The sequence below is a fragment of the Legionella nigrisilvae genome (assembly GCF_977063395.2).
The window spans coordinates 243,951-258,307 of record NZ_CDRUGZ020000020.1 but is presented as its reverse complement, the minus strand read 5'-3'; the positions used below and the strand labels follow the sequence as shown (position 1 = coordinate 258,307).

Sequence of the window (14,357 nt, the reverse complement as noted above, 5' to 3'; positions counted from 1 at the left end):
CTTTTAAGAAGTTATAGTCTTTTCAATAGACATGACCCCTATTTGATTCTTGGCCTTTTTGTGAATCAAATAGATTAATCCTGCTCCCATCAACGCACACAAAGGTATTAGCACTAATGCATGATAATAAGATTGGATACTGTATTGTCTTAGGCCATCTTCAGTGATACCTCCCTCCCAGTAATAATTCATTATTTTGCCTATTACTGTATGAAAAATTGAGCCGCCAAACATATTCACACAGTTTAAAAAGGCTATAGTTATTCCCAAATGTTTTGGGGAAACCAGTGTAGAGCCTGCTGCAAATACAATTACTTGATAACAGCACAAGATCCCAACCGTGAAAAATAAAATACTAAGTATCCACCAATTACTCACATTTCCTGTGAGAAGTGTTAAAAAAGTTAAGGCCAATCCAATTCCACAAAATCCTATAACTTTATAATTTCCTATTTTTTTACTCAAAAATGCCAACACGGGGCCACCAAACAGCATGCCTACGAAGATAAATGAAACGAGGAGGGCGGCATCAGATTTAGCAAAACCATAGTCTGTAGTAAGATAAGCTACCCCCCAAACATCTGCAAAACCCTCCAGTGCGCCTACCATGAGCAAATTTGCCAGGGCAAGCGTCCATAATATTCTTGAGTTAAATAAAACCGATAAATAAGATAGGCTTATCGCATTGGATTTTGTTGTTTTAATATTCTTTGGAGTGCGTAAGATTAAATAAACCAAAATTCCTATACTGATACAAGTGAGTGCAAGTAATAAACCAACCTGTTGACCACCGTAAGTCTCAATGAGCTGGGTTGCTGGCTTGCCTCCATATACCGCCCCTAACAGCCCAATACTAAATGAAAATCCAACCATTTGAGAGTATTGAGTACTACTGAACCATTCCGAAATAACTTTGGACACTCCTAAGAAGCCAACAGCAGAACTCGCCCCAATTAAAAATCTACTCAACAAGGCTAGATAGAAATTATCAGTTGAGGTAAAGAGTAAGGCGCTGAGGCCACAGAGTACTGTAAAAATAAAAATTACTGTTTTGGTGCCAAATTTTTCGAGTAATAGCGCCATAGGAATTTGCATTCCCGCATAACCATAATAATAAAATGCAGCTAAGAGCCCAAAACTGGATGCATCTATTGAAAATTGTTTCATTATTTCGTGCATCATTAATCCTGGCCACAGACGCAAAATAAATTGAAGCGCAAAAAATGATAGGGGGAAAAACCACATCAAAAAGGGCAAACAAGTATTATTTAATTTAAAAAAATTGGTGCGAGTCACGATACCCTCCAGTATAGACAGTTATTCTAGTATCCCAAGACTTCCTCCCTAGAGAGGTTGGGAATAGAAAAAGCTAACCGCTCTAGGGTAAAGAGGGCAAAATAATAATAATGTGTACTAAAGAGGTTGTTATCTGAAGGAAATCATGGCATGGCGATACTTTTGCAGTAAGCACTGCACTATAATTATTGCCTTTGTTCGTATCGCGATGATTCATATGGATAGCAGTTTGACTAAATTTTATCTATTATTGGATTAACATACCAAATTAGCCTTCAATATGTCAATTTAAATTTTCAGAGCATCACTTGGATTGATTGAGTAAATATTGGGGTAGGGGAATAAATCTATGAAACGAATCGCACCATTTATTTTATTGATGGCTTCATTGAATCCATTATTTGCAATGGATAGTACACAATGGACTCTTTCACCGGATGGTTTAGGTCCTATTAAAATGAATATGACCCTGAAACAGGTTGAACGTAGTACTGGGAAAACATTCAACGCTACAAAACCCAATCTCGATCAAGCTGAAAATGAAGGGTGCTTTTATGTCACTTTGAATGGGGTAAAGAACGTATCCTTCATGGTTTCAGGTAATAAAATTGTGCGTATTAACATTAATTCTCCTAAGTATTTGACATCAAAAGGCGCAAAGATTGGAGATACTGAATCTCATGTCCAAGCGCTATATAAAGGTAAATTATCCATAGAACCCCATCATTATGATCCTCAAGGTCATTATCTCACTTTTTTTGAAAAACCCGATAATCGGGGTATTCGATTTGAATCTGATGGCAAGGTAATCACTTTAATCTATAGTGGCAACCATGAAGAAGTTCAATATGTTGAAGATTGTCTTTAAGTGGAAGGCTTATATTTTTAGTACCAGTTTTTTATAATAAATCCTAATGAAACCTCATTGTATCTTTCTATTAAATTTAAATGCTTAGAAAACATACTGACTCAAAGAAGAACAATGAGTTCTTCTTTTTCAATGAACAAACATTAGAGTTGCTGTATTCAATAATTGACAATAGGCTCGATGTAATTCGCGTCTGTTGTAGTTAATCTACCGCTTTAGGGCTGAATCATTCAGACAGCAACCTTGAATGTCGCTGAATGAGCTTGACGATAAATCTCATTAATTATAAGTTGAATGGTTGTACTTAATAAATATAAATTTTTTTTACTCCAAAGGAGGGTGATAATAATAATGAAAGGACTTATTAGATTAAGTAGTATTCTACTATTTAGCGCAAGTTATGGATTACATGCTCATGGATCCATGGAAATACCTATTTCAAGATCTTATCAATGCTATAAAGAAAATCCTGAGAATCCAAAATCTGCTGCGTGTCGCGCGGCTGTCGAATTAGGTGGTGCTCAACCACTGTATAATTGGAATGAAATCAATCAGGCGGCAGCTAATGATCGCCATCAAGATCTTATTGCTGATGGGCAACTATGCGCAGGTGGAAGAGATTTTTTTAAAGGGTTTAATCTTCCTCGAGCGGATTGGACTACAACTACAATTAAACCTGATTCTAATGGTCATTTTACCTTTACTTATCTCGCGAGTGCGCCTCATCAAACAAAGTATTTTAAATTTTATATCACGAAAGACAGTTATAACTTTAATGAGCCGTTGAAGTGGTCTGATTTAGAGGCTAGCCCATTTTGTACGATAACTAATGTAACTCTCGCTAACGGACGTTACAAAATGGATTGCCCATTACCTACTAATATGAGTGGTAAAAAAATAGTGTATGTAATATGGCAGCGTTCAGATAGCCCTGAAGCATTTTACTCGTGTAGTGATGTATTTATAGATAATGTTTCTCTACCTACTTCCTGGTTTGAATTGCAAGATTTTTATGGTTCAGCAGATATTGCGGTAAATACCCAAGTGGTATTACGTGTCTTCAAGAATGAAGTTGAAGTCGAAAATAATAGCTTAACGGTCACTGATAGTAATAATAAGGCAACTCAATGGCCATTGGCTCTGGGACAAATAGTTAATGCTAATTCAAATTTAGTACACATTGGTCGGTTAGATCCTCAGACGGGACAAGTCGTTTTAGAGGCCGATCAGGCAAATAAAATTTATCTAAGTGATAGTGGAACCCAAAATTATCATGTGGTCCTTGATTTTATTGAGCCTAACGGCCAAGTCGATTACATCTATCCGGATGGCATTAACAATTACAAAGCAGGTACCGTAGTTATGGGGCGTTCGGATCATAAGCGGTATCAGTGTAAACCTTGGCCTTATTCAGGATGGTGTGCGCAAGCCCCAGCTTATTATGAACCTGGCGTAGGTTTGGCTTGGAGGGATGCTTGGGTGTTGTTGAATAATTAATTCTTAAAGTTTATGGTAACTCGTGCAGGTTGAGTTGATTCAACCTGCACCATTAATACCTATCATTTAGTATGGACTATTGCTGGTAAATTGACTCTCAGACCGATTAATACAGTGTTTACATAAGGCTTATAGCGTCCTTGCAGTGTCTCATCAGATAATGGTTCAATCTGAGTTCGTTCCGTACTGCTGTACTGGATAAATTGATACGTTAAGAGTAGATCCAGATTATTATTGAGCCTTGTGATGGCTCCTGCTTTTAAACCGCCACCGATTAGCCATTTTTTAAAATTGTCGCTAACTCCCACATTCCCTGCAGTATTGTTCATGCTCACCGCAAAACGACTTCCTGAAATTCCAGGTCCTACGAAAAAACGAGCTGACTCATTATATTGGTATGCAGGCAATAAAAAGAGGGAGAATCCATATTCTAAATGTTCTTCAGCATGAACATCATTATTAAAGAACCATTCATTGATTCTATATCGTGACTTCCCTGTGAACAGATCTGCATCTGCTTCTAACGCAGTAGAAAATCTTGCGCTAAAGAGCAATTCATATCCTGCTGTAAGTTGTCCATGAAAATTAGTATATGCGTTGTTAAAACTGGAAGAAGTAGGTGTGACTTCTTCAAGAGGATAGCTCAAGCTTTTATCTATTGTAACTGAATTAATACCTAAATTTAGACCAGAATAAACGCCTGTATATCCATTACATGATAAGATAAAAGCGAGGATTGTTGATAGGGAATGTTTATTCATATTAAAGCCTTTTCTATAAAATACTGGGAATAGTAATTGGGTTTGAAGTTTGACTTACGTGATTTTCACTGGTCGCAGTAATCGTGACATGAGGAATCCTTTTGGCCGATCGAATGTTTCCAATAACGAAGCGATGGTTCTTAATATCCAACTTTACCGTGGCGCCAGGTAAACCATTCACTGTATAGACATCATTGGATATGGAAATACAATTAGCATATGAAACAAATGCTGTACTGGTGTTCATAGGATCACGCTCGGCTGCCGTTAATACCGGAGCTTTTGTCGGAACTGCGGTGATTGAGAAATTATTTTTTGACATATTAAAGAAGGTTCCATTACTTGCTTGCACCATAATCCGGGCTTTAGTGGTATTTAAATTAGGTGCGCAGATTTGTTCGTGCCCATCGTTTGGTATGTTAGACAAAAGAGTATAGGGAAATGTTTTACCGCCATCAGTAGATAAAAGAACGTTTACATTCTTGGCATTAACCGGAGAAAAATTAGTATTTGCTACATCCCAAGTAATTGTTTGTGGGGATAAACCTATCCAGCTAATACCTTTACCGGTGGGGGAGGTCACGATAAAAGGACCTGCACTCCTTGTGGTGGTTACAGTGGTATCAGTATATGCGTTGCAAGATCCCCCTGGTGTATTCCCGCGTACTGAAACTCTAAACTTCATAACACGTGAAACTGAAGGTAAAACTTCCCAGGTAAACGGACCTCCATTGCTGAGTGCGGTGAGACTTGGGAAAAAACGAGTACCTTTTGGTTGTGGTGAAAAACTTCTAAAGCTGGGTCCTCCTGTTGCTGTACTAGTTGGAGGTTGGGGAGAAACTTCATTGTTCATTTGTTCCCAGGTATAGGTTAATACTCCATTGCCCTTACTTTTAGTTGCGGATGCAGTCAAAGCAAAAGGTGTTTGAGCAGGAATAATAACCCCTCCATTAACACTAGAAATCTCCGGTGCACTAGGGATCTCTGTAGTAACAGGACAGGTATGTGAAGGACTAGAAACAAAAGCTCCCATTTCTTGAAGACTAATCCCATTAAAATACGCATCTGAATTTTTTTGAACATTCGGGGGGCAAATTCCCGCATAACCCATAATGGTACTGCCACTTCCTGGTTCTACAGCTGTAGGCCCATTTCTTTGGCAGCTGTTATTTTGTACGTGATTTGCTCCAAATTGATGGCCTATTTCGTGAGCTACATAGTCAATATCAAAAGGATCTCCTACAGGCTTGGTTTGTCCCGTGACTCCACTTGCTTTATATGCATCAATACAAACACTGGATAATTGTGCGAGACCGCTTCCTGCTGAATCTACAACATGACCAATATCATAATTGGGTGCACCAATAACTTGATTCACATTCTTCTGATTTTCTCTAATCATTTTTTGGGGGGAACCGTGTGTATAGGGTTGATCATTAGGATCGGTATAAATAATGAGATTATTATTAGCAATAATTTGCATAGTAATTGCCATGTCAATTTCATAAACGCCGTTCACTCTGTTCACTGTGGTTGCTTCTGCTCCCAATGCATCGTTTATGGTTCCACCTTGAAATTGGGTGTACTCTGCTGTTGCAGCCATGGCCAAGCGGTACTTTTTGAGTTGACAAGGATTAAAACGAGCAAAATGTTTTGAACGAACAGGTGAGGTTGCAAATGGATTTTGACTATGGACCTCGCATTTTAAGCGCTTTGAAGTTATAAAATCCTTTTTACTATAAACCATATAATACTGATTGTTTCCTTTTCTTAAGGGATCAATAAAAACCGGACTTAGTCCTGGTCTGAAAATCATTGCATGAAACCCCTGGGGTGTTAGATCCAACTTAACAAATTCACTTGGATCAGTAATCCCATAAGCATCGTAGGTTTTGATTGTGGGGAATTTTGCACTGAGCTCTGGATGCAAGGTGCTATTTTCAACAACCTGATACAGCTTTGTGGTTTCATCAGGCAGAGGAAGGGCAATTTGTAATCCAGCTCCTGATTTTAATTCATCTCGATGTGGCGCGTTCTCCAGCTCAGCGTAAAGTTGGCTGAGGTCAATTTCAACAAGGCGAAAATGGGTGGCCTGTATATTGTTTTTCGTCTTGGAAGACAATACTGAGGGATTTACATCTTTAAAAAAATGCTCAATCACTTGATCTTGTGCAGAGGCAATGGAACAAAACAGCATGAATGATGAAGTAAAAAACGTCCGTGTCATTATATTTATCTCTAATAATTGAGTGACAAAATTTAACATTAGAATAAAAGGAATTCAATTTAAGATAGAATTTTTGCATAAACAAAAAAAACGATCGTAGTTTATTGTATTTAAAGCAATAAAAGAATTTTTTAGGTATCATAAAAAAGATTCTTTATAAAAGGAGCAACCCTAATGATCGTTGAAATGAATGTTATTCTTGGAGGAATTCTTCTTGGAGTAGCTGCCGGAGTAATGTTGTTGGTTCGAGGAAGAATTCTAGGTTGCAGCGGAATACTTTTTAATGCCTGGAACTTTGCTACTTATCGACCCAATATCGATAATCTTTTATTTATTATGGGGTTATTTTTAAGTGGATTATTCTTTGATTTGTTAATAACTGTGTCCGATCCCCTAGCAATTTTTAAAACCAATTATTGGCTCATATTCCTCGGAGGGGTATTAGTTGGCGGCGGTACCTATTTAGGTAGTGGTTGTACCAGTGGACATGGGCTTTGTGGACTGTCTCTATTACGTAAACGCTCCATCATCGCGGTGGCTATCTTTTTTCCTGTGGCAATAATCACCTCTTGGTTAGTGCACTAAGGAGCTAATATGAAATCTATAATCTCATTAATTGCTGGATTGATATTTGGTTTAGGGTTAATTTTAACGGGAATGTATAGTCCCGACATTATTATTTCTGGCTTAAAAATTGGTGCAGCTACCTTTAAAATAAATTTATACCTCACTTTTGTTACTGCTTTATTGGTAACTTTTCTGTTATTCCAATTACGTAAATGCCTTCCTAAACCTTTATTAAATACCCGTTATGAATTACCCACCAAAGAAAAAGTTGACTGGCAACTTATTCTTGGTGCAATCGCTTTTGGTGTGGGTTGGGGAATTAGTGGAATTTGTCCAGGTCCCAATATTGTAGGGCTGGGAATTTTTGTCTGGCCGTTTTACTGGATAAATTTTATAGGTGTTATTATTGGTTTTTTGCTCACTCGATTTTTTATGGAAAAACGAGCGTCGAACTCCAAAAGAGTCTCGTCCTAATCAACTCAAGAAAGCTCCTCGATTACTGAGGAGCAGTATGTTCTTGTATAAATTATATTTTTTAACAGAGTGCTTTCTTCTTTTAACTCCTTGCTTTAAAATCGTTCTATTCATCATTGAGATGATAACAATGATTTGCTCATTGAGAAGGAAACTTATTTATTATATCGAAACTCAAAAATGAGGATGGTGTATGTGGCGGATACTCAAAAGATCTTATCTTGCGATAATCTTAATCAGTGTAAGTCCTATTCTTTCGGCAAGAGCTATTATTGACGCCGATGTCCTCCAAACTTTGAAACATTCCAGAAGTTCTTCACATGCTCCTTTGTCACTTCTGATTTTTTTACATGATTTCTCTGAAAAAGAATCTTTTATTGAAGAAATAAAAAAAATTCCTAATGTAAATATAAAAGATTTAGGCTTTATGCCTGCAGTAGGGATACAAATTCCTAGAGATCGTAACTTAGTCTATCGTATTGCGGGTTTAAATGCAGCAGCACAAATTTCTTCTCATCCAGCAGCTATGCCAGAGTTAGATGTTACAGCGCAAGTTTTAAAACTAACGCCATCATCCTTTTACCCTAATGTAAATAATTGGTGGGCTCATGGTTATACGGGTCAAAAAGGTATTATAGGCATTATCGATACCGGGGTAGATCCTTTACATCCTGCTTTAGCCAGTAAACGATTAGTAGTGCGTCAAGATGTAGGCTCTGGATATTCTAATTTGATTAATGGTGTAAAAGAACCTCATGCAACCGGCGTAGCCTGTATTTATGCCAGTACTCATGAGAAATATAAGGGAATTGCTTATGGGGCCTCAGCCATCGTTTCTGGATTAGCAGGAGAGGAAACCGCTGATCCTGCAAGTATTATGCGTACCATGGAAACTTTGGATTGGATGTTGAATCGTTCTGAGTTGAAACCCACCATTATTAATTACAGCATGGGGAATGGTCGACTTGATTTAAATTGCCCTGCTTGTCCTGAGTGGAGTGGGCTTGCAAAAGTCATAGATTATGTAGTAAATACTCAGAAAATTCTTTGGGTAAAATCGGCAGGAAATGCTGGATACATAGAACCCGCGCATCAATTTACCTTTGCTTCCACATTAACAGTCCCAGGCGATAATTATAATGCGCTTACCATTGCCAATATGAATACTCTTGTTGCCGAAAATGAAACGATGGTGAAAACCGTAGATAGAACCAAACATCATATAAAGAATACCAGCAGTCGAGGTCCTACACCCTTTGGTAGACGTAAACCTGATTTAACTGCTCCGGGCCATGATACGATGACCTGCGCTCCCGATCCTAAAATATATGGTTTCGTCTATTCCAATGCGATGAACTATAGAGATGGGTATCGTCTTATGGGGGGAACAAGCTCAGCAGCTCCTCATGTAGGTGCGGCAGCTTTGTTATTACAAGATGCAGGGATTCAAAATCCCATGGCCATCAAAGCCTTACTCATTAATAGTGCAGATACGTGGACTGATGCGGGTACCATGGATACAGGACATACTAAAATCATGGGTTCAGCCTGGAATCGAACTTATGGATGGGGTTATCTCAACATGGAAAAAGCATTTCAACAAAGAAATGACATTGTGGAACGTGAGTTAACCGTAGAGCAGCCCACATGGGAGTATCAAACTACTTTAAAAAGAGGGCAAAAAGTTACCCTAGTTCATGAACGACGCGTTGGGTATACTCCCGAAGGAAAAGAATGGAAACTAAGCCACCTTGAGTTAGTGCTTATTGATTTGGAGCATCAAAAAGTAATAGATAGCGATAACAGTCCTATCGATACAGTACACCAGGTTTCAAACTGTAAAAGAGAGCCGAATGAGACAAAATGTTCTGATGACAGTAAAACAAGGAAGGTTTTAATACGAGTTACGCTATTAGATAAAGTTATCGATGGTAGCAGAAGCGAACCCTTTGCTATTGTGGTTCCTCCCAACAATGAAGAGCATTAAAGGTAGAACCAGCAATTGTTTTCTTGGGGTTTAATTAAACTGATATCCAAATCTAATTGATTAATTCAAAGGACTATGAAATGCAAAAGTTGCCTCAATTAAATTAATAAACATATACTATCTATCTTAAAAATAAGAAGATTTTTATGTCAAAATTCTTAGCCAATCAATTTTTAGTTCGTGTGATTAACCATTTAAAGCAACAATCTGATCCATCCATTATCAAAAAATACTACATGATTTTAGATTAAATTCACTTGAACTTCGCGACCAGGGGTTAAAGAGTTTTTTGGATAAACTCACCGAAAAATCCATTAATTTAGAGCAACTTATTGATTCTGTGAAGGAGGGATTGCTAAACAATCCGCCCATATGCGAATTACTTGCTTTTATAGAGCGAGAAAAATTAATTAGCGATCATGAGTTAAAAATAATGACAGAGCAGCTGCAAGTTCAACTGAATTTATTATGTTTATTTGAAGCATTTGCAGTGACTATGGTAAACAGCTTCACTTTTAATGAAGATATATATAATTTTACAAAAAAACAAAGGAATACTTTTTATCCTGGAAATCCTATCAACAATTTCTTTTTTTGTTCAAATAAGAATAATAGTTCTCTTTTTAAAAGCCTAAAATTAGTTTCTGTTGATCCTGTAATCACAGAAGGTGCATTTATTCGTGCATTAGGAGATGAGGAGCTTAGCCAGGAAGAACTTGTTAAAAAATCAGAAGAGTTTATTAGGCAACATGGATTAGCATTGTGGAATGCGAAGATTTGTCCTCCTCCATTAGGCCAAATGCAGGATGATTCAGTTAAAAATGTGAGCTTAAATATATTAAGCAACTTGGGAAGAACAATACACCAAGGATGGAAAACCGGCTGACAATGCGTTTGTAGGAGCTACGCTTATTCGCATGTTAGAATACCTTCGACCTCCTCACTGTTATTTCTTTAGAAATTTAGTTTTGCCTGAGAAAAGTTCAATTACAGAGGATGGAAAATATAGTCTATTACCGGACTTAATAGTAAATCTATTACAGAAACGAGTCAGTCAATTTTATCTATCGAAAGAATGGATGTATTTGTACAACAGTTGGAATTTACTATTTGTAATCCGGAATTTAGAAGATAGTAAATTCCTTGCGCTTAAACTTCTCATTCCTTCGGTATTGAATGCTATGCCAATGCAATATATGGAAACCCGAGTTTTTGTTCTTTATCTAATGGGCAATTTATATCATTTCAATAAATTAAGTATTTTCCCAAATGAGGCTCGACTCACTCATGCCAATGTCATATTGAAGAAATGGGGAGAGATCAATAAAAAATATGCTGATCTTCTACTCAAAAAGTGTTGCCCTGCATTAGCTGAAACTCCGGAAGGGGTTTATCATGATATTTTTGGGGAACATGCTAATTTTTCGTTAGCGTATCATATCGCCAATTTCATCCGAGATTTTGAAAATTTTCGAATTACCCCTGAAGAAACGAACACTTATGGAGTCCTTGCACCTGGAGCTAGCAATTACGAAATCTCATAAGTAGGGTTGTTGGTTTTTATTGTTCTTCGTGATACAACTCCATGTTCCTATTAGGATAGCAGATTTAACAAAAGGACTAGATTTCATAATGAGAACAGCAGCTTTAAGTCTTATACTTGTATTGAGTATAATGATTTCACCCCTATTTGCGAACGATAAAATAGAAATTTATGATTCCTCATCTAATGAATGTATTGAAAATATAGAACTACGTGTTAGCGAGGGAGGTTTATTCCTGGATCAGTGCAGTCTCCGCGATCGTGATATTCCACACATTTTATCCTATCTCAATGAGCACCCAGAAATCACTCGTTTAAGTCTATCGGACAATCAGATTGGTTACCAAGGGGCAGAATTACTTTCTACTAGTACTCATGTTCGATATCTTTTTCTCACCGGCAACCGTATTGGTTCGCTAGGAGCTGAAGCATTAGCAAAGAATGTTTCTTTGATATACCTTCTTTTAGGGAACAATCATATTGGTCCCTATGGAGCGCAAGCTTTGGCAAATAATACTTCATTGATCTTTCTTTCTCTGGATGGTAATCCTATAGGTTCTTCGGGAGCTAAATCATTAGCAAAAAATAAATCATTAATTCATCTTTCTCTCAAAAGAAGTCAAATAGGGGCAGAAGGTGCGAAAGCATTGTTTGCGAATCAAACATTAAAAAGTTTATATATAAGCCATAACCGCTTAGGGAATGAAGGTATCGAGTTTCTTGATAAAAATTTCTCCCTGAACTTTATTGATTTAGAAAACAATAATATTGATAAAGACGGCGTCGAGATTATAGCAAGAAAACCTAATTTACTTTATCTCACTCTGGATAATAATCCGTTACAAAATGAAGGAGCGGATTTTTTAGCTCATGCCAGTTCACTTGAGTGGCTTTCTATTGCGGGTTGTAGCATAGGCAATGCAGGGGCTCAAGCTTTATCAAATTTGAGTCACCTTACTTTGCTTAATATCGACAATAATTTAATTGGAGATGAGGGTATTGCAGCTCTCGCAACAATGAGTTCTCTAAATAATTTATATGCTGATAATAATCTTATTGGAGATGAGGGGGCAAAAAACTTAGCTAAAGCGATACCACTTCAAAATCTGAGTTTGAGTCATAATTACATTGGAGATGAGGGGGCTTTAGCCTTATCTGAAACGACAACGCTTTACACGTTAGATGTAGGATTTAATCAAATTACTGCCATCGGAATAAACGCACTAAAAAACAATGAGGTATTGACTTATCTGAATACTGAAGGCAACCCTGGAGATGAACGAAATACGCTCTAAACTTGGGGCCTGGGTGAAATGAAGTGGCCTGGGTTACGTCTTTTCGACAAAACCCAGGGTACTAAGATGAATCTACTTATTTGAAGCCAGTTGAACGATTGTCTCAATTGCATTATCCAAACTTAGTAGTTGTGTTTCTCCATTAGCTCGGTTTTTATATTCCACACAGTTTTGTTCCATATTCCGTTCACTTACGATGATACGATGTGGAATACCAATCAAATCGTGATCCGCAAACAATACGCCAGCTCTTTCATTGCGATCGTCAATTAATACATCGACGTCTAACTCTTTTAAACGTTCATATAACGCGTCTGCTTGTTCTTGGACTAACGGGGAGCGATTTCCGTTCAAAGGAATAATGACTACTTGGAAGGGGGCAATATTCTGAGGCCACAGAATGCCTTTTTCATCATGATGTTGTTCGATTGCGGCTGCAACTACACGAGTGATACCTAAACCATAACAGCCCATTAACATAGTTTCTAATTGACCTTGTTCATTAATGACTGCAGCGTTCATGGCTTTGGCATATTTGTCGCCCAGCTGAAAGACATGGCCAACTTCAATGCCACGGCAAGAGCGCAGTACCCCTTTCCCATCTGGACTGGGATCGCCTTCTTTTACATTACGTAAGTCGTAAACATGATATTCATGCACATCTCTATCCCATGCAGCATGTTGGTAATGCTTGTCTGCTTGATTGGCACCACAAATAAATGAATCCATAGCCAGTGCATGGTAATCTACGATAACAGGAATCGGTAAATTTACCGGACCCAGTGAACCAATGGGTGTCTTCAGGTTAGTTAAAATAGATTCCTCATCTATAAATTGCAAGGGAGAATGCACCAAAGGATTTTTTATGGCTTTGACTTCATTGAGTTCGTCATCACCTCTTAAAACTAAAGCAACCATAGGATGATCTTTTCCCTTTACAATCAGGGTCTTAATAGTTTGACTACTCGCTACACCCAGGAAGTTTGACACTTCAGCTATGGTTTTTTGTTTTGGGGTATCGACCAGAATCATTTTTTGAGTGGTAGGATTTGCTTTTTTAGGTTTGAGACTGGTTGCTTGTTCAATATTTGCGGCATAATCTCCGTGATCACTATAGAAAATTAAGTCTTCACCCGAATCAGCTAATACTTGAAATTCATGAGATGCAGAACCACCGATAGCACCTGTATCTGCTTCAACGGCACGATATTTAAGACCCATGCGATCAAAGATACGGCAATAAGCCTGATACATATCTTGATAGGTCATTTGAAGACTTTCTAAATTTAAATGGAACGAATAGGCATCTTTCATAATAAATTCTCGTGCACGCATCACCCCAAAACGTGGTCTGATTTCGTCGCGGAATTTGGTCTGGATCTGATAAAAACTTGCGGGTAATTGCTTATAGGATTGCAATTCATTACGCATAATATCCGTGATTACTTCTTCGTGGGTTGGGCCATAGCAATATTCTCGACCATTAGAGTCTTTCATGGTAAGAAGCTGGCCACCAAAGGTGTCCCAACGTCCTGTTTCTTGCCATAGCTCTGCAGGTTGCACTGCGGGCATGAGTAACTCCATGGAGTTGATGCGGTTCATTTCCTCTCGTACTATTTGTTCTATTTTACGTAATACTTTTAAACCCAAAGGCATCCAGGTATAAAGGCCTGAACCCAGCTTACGAATCATTCCAGTTCTCAGCATTAATTGATGAGAAACAATCTCAGCATCGTTGGGAGTTTCTTTGAGAGTGGCTAAAAACCATTGAGACGCACGCATTTCTGCTCCTGAAAAATAGTATTGTTCTTGAATTCCAATGCATTATACAGAAGGTTTCTG

Annotated in this window: 12 protein-coding genes; 8 read left to right on the top strand and 4 right to left on the bottom strand. The window is 37.8% G+C overall.

Annotation, left to right across the window (positions count from 1 at the left end; genetic code table 11):
* Nucleotides 1-3 precede the first annotated feature (3 nt).
* Nucleotides 4-1,296, bottom strand: coding sequence for an MFS transporter (locus ACWTE2_RS09885; protein ID WP_454785217.1), 1,293 nt, complete (start codon nucleotides 1,294-1,296; stop codon nucleotides 4-6).
* Between the two features lie 349 nt (nucleotides 1,297-1,645).
* Here ACWTE2_RS09885 and ACWTE2_RS09880 point away from each other — a divergent pair, with 349 nt between their 5' ends.
* Entirely contained in the window at nucleotides 1,646-2,164 is a 519-nt protein-coding gene (locus ACWTE2_RS09880; RefSeq protein WP_454785216.1) for a hypothetical protein, read from the top strand.
* A gap of 351 nt (nucleotides 2,165-2,515) precedes the next feature.
* Nucleotides 2,516-3,661 carry a lytic polysaccharide monooxygenase gene (locus tag ACWTE2_RS09875; RefSeq protein ID WP_454785215.1) on the top strand — a complete coding sequence of 382 codons (1,146 nt, stop codon included), beginning with the start codon at nucleotides 2,516-2,518 and terminating at the stop codon, nucleotides 3,659-3,661.
* Nucleotides 3,662-3,723: 62 nt separating this feature from the next.
* Here the strand turns inward: ACWTE2_RS09875 and ACWTE2_RS09870 are convergent, their stop codons facing one another.
* Both ACWTE2_RS09870 and ACWTE2_RS09865 read right to left on the bottom strand, forming a co-directional pair.
* Nucleotides 3,724-4,422 (bottom strand): outer membrane beta-barrel protein, encoded by a 699-nt coding sequence (locus ACWTE2_RS09870; protein WP_454785214.1) that lies wholly within the window; start codon nucleotides 4,420-4,422, stop codon nucleotides 3,724-3,726.
* Nucleotides 4,423-4,435: 13 nt separating this feature from the next.
* Nucleotides 4,436-6,649 carry a reprolysin-like metallopeptidase gene (locus ACWTE2_RS09865; RefSeq protein WP_454785213.1) on the bottom strand — a complete coding sequence of 738 codons (2,214 nt, stop codon included), beginning with the start codon at nucleotides 6,647-6,649 and terminating at the stop codon, nucleotides 4,436-4,438.
* A 174-nt stretch (nucleotides 6,650-6,823) separates the two neighbouring features.
* Between ACWTE2_RS09865 and ACWTE2_RS09860 the strand changes: the two genes are divergently transcribed.
* The 6 genes from ACWTE2_RS09860 (at nucleotide 6,824) to ACWTE2_RS09835 (ending at nucleotide 12,515) form a co-directional block, all read left to right on the top strand.
* On the top strand, nucleotides 6,824-7,234 hold the full coding sequence (locus ACWTE2_RS09860; protein ID WP_454785212.1) for a YeeE/YedE family protein: 411 nt from the start codon (nucleotides 6,824-6,826) through the stop codon (nucleotides 7,232-7,234).
* A 9-nt stretch (nucleotides 7,235-7,243) separates the two neighbouring features.
* Nucleotides 7,244-7,690, top strand: coding sequence for a DUF6691 family protein (locus ACWTE2_RS09855; RefSeq protein ID WP_454785211.1), 447 nt, complete (start codon nucleotides 7,244-7,246; stop codon nucleotides 7,688-7,690).
* Nucleotides 7,691-7,883: 193 nt separating this feature from the next.
* Complete coding sequence (locus ACWTE2_RS09850; protein ID WP_454785210.1) at nucleotides 7,884-9,677, top strand: S8 family serine peptidase; 1,794 nt, start codon at nucleotides 7,884-7,886, stop codon at nucleotides 9,675-9,677.
* A gap of 289 nt (nucleotides 9,678-9,966) precedes the next feature.
* Nucleotides 9,967-10,563, top strand: a complete 597-nt coding sequence (locus ACWTE2_RS09845) for a hypothetical protein (RefSeq protein WP_454785209.1) — start codon at nucleotides 9,967-9,969, stop codon at nucleotides 10,561-10,563.
* A gap of 31 nt (nucleotides 10,564-10,594) precedes the next feature.
* Complete coding sequence (locus ACWTE2_RS09840) at nucleotides 10,595-11,221, top strand: hypothetical protein (protein ID WP_454785208.1); 627 nt, start codon at nucleotides 10,595-10,597, stop codon at nucleotides 11,219-11,221.
* 88 nt (nucleotides 11,222-11,309) lie between these two features.
* Entirely contained in the window at nucleotides 11,310-12,515 is a 1,206-nt protein-coding gene (locus tag ACWTE2_RS09835) for a leucine-rich repeat domain-containing protein (RefSeq protein ID WP_454785207.1), read from the top strand.
* Between the two features lie 72 nt (nucleotides 12,516-12,587).
* Here ACWTE2_RS09835 and ACWTE2_RS09830 read toward each other — a convergent pair whose 3' ends face one another.
* Nucleotides 12,588-14,297 carry a proline--tRNA ligase gene (locus ACWTE2_RS09830; protein WP_454785206.1) on the bottom strand — a complete coding sequence of 570 codons (1,710 nt, stop codon included), beginning with the start codon at nucleotides 14,295-14,297 and terminating at the stop codon, nucleotides 12,588-12,590.
* Between the last annotated feature and the right edge of the window lie 60 nt (nucleotides 14,298-14,357).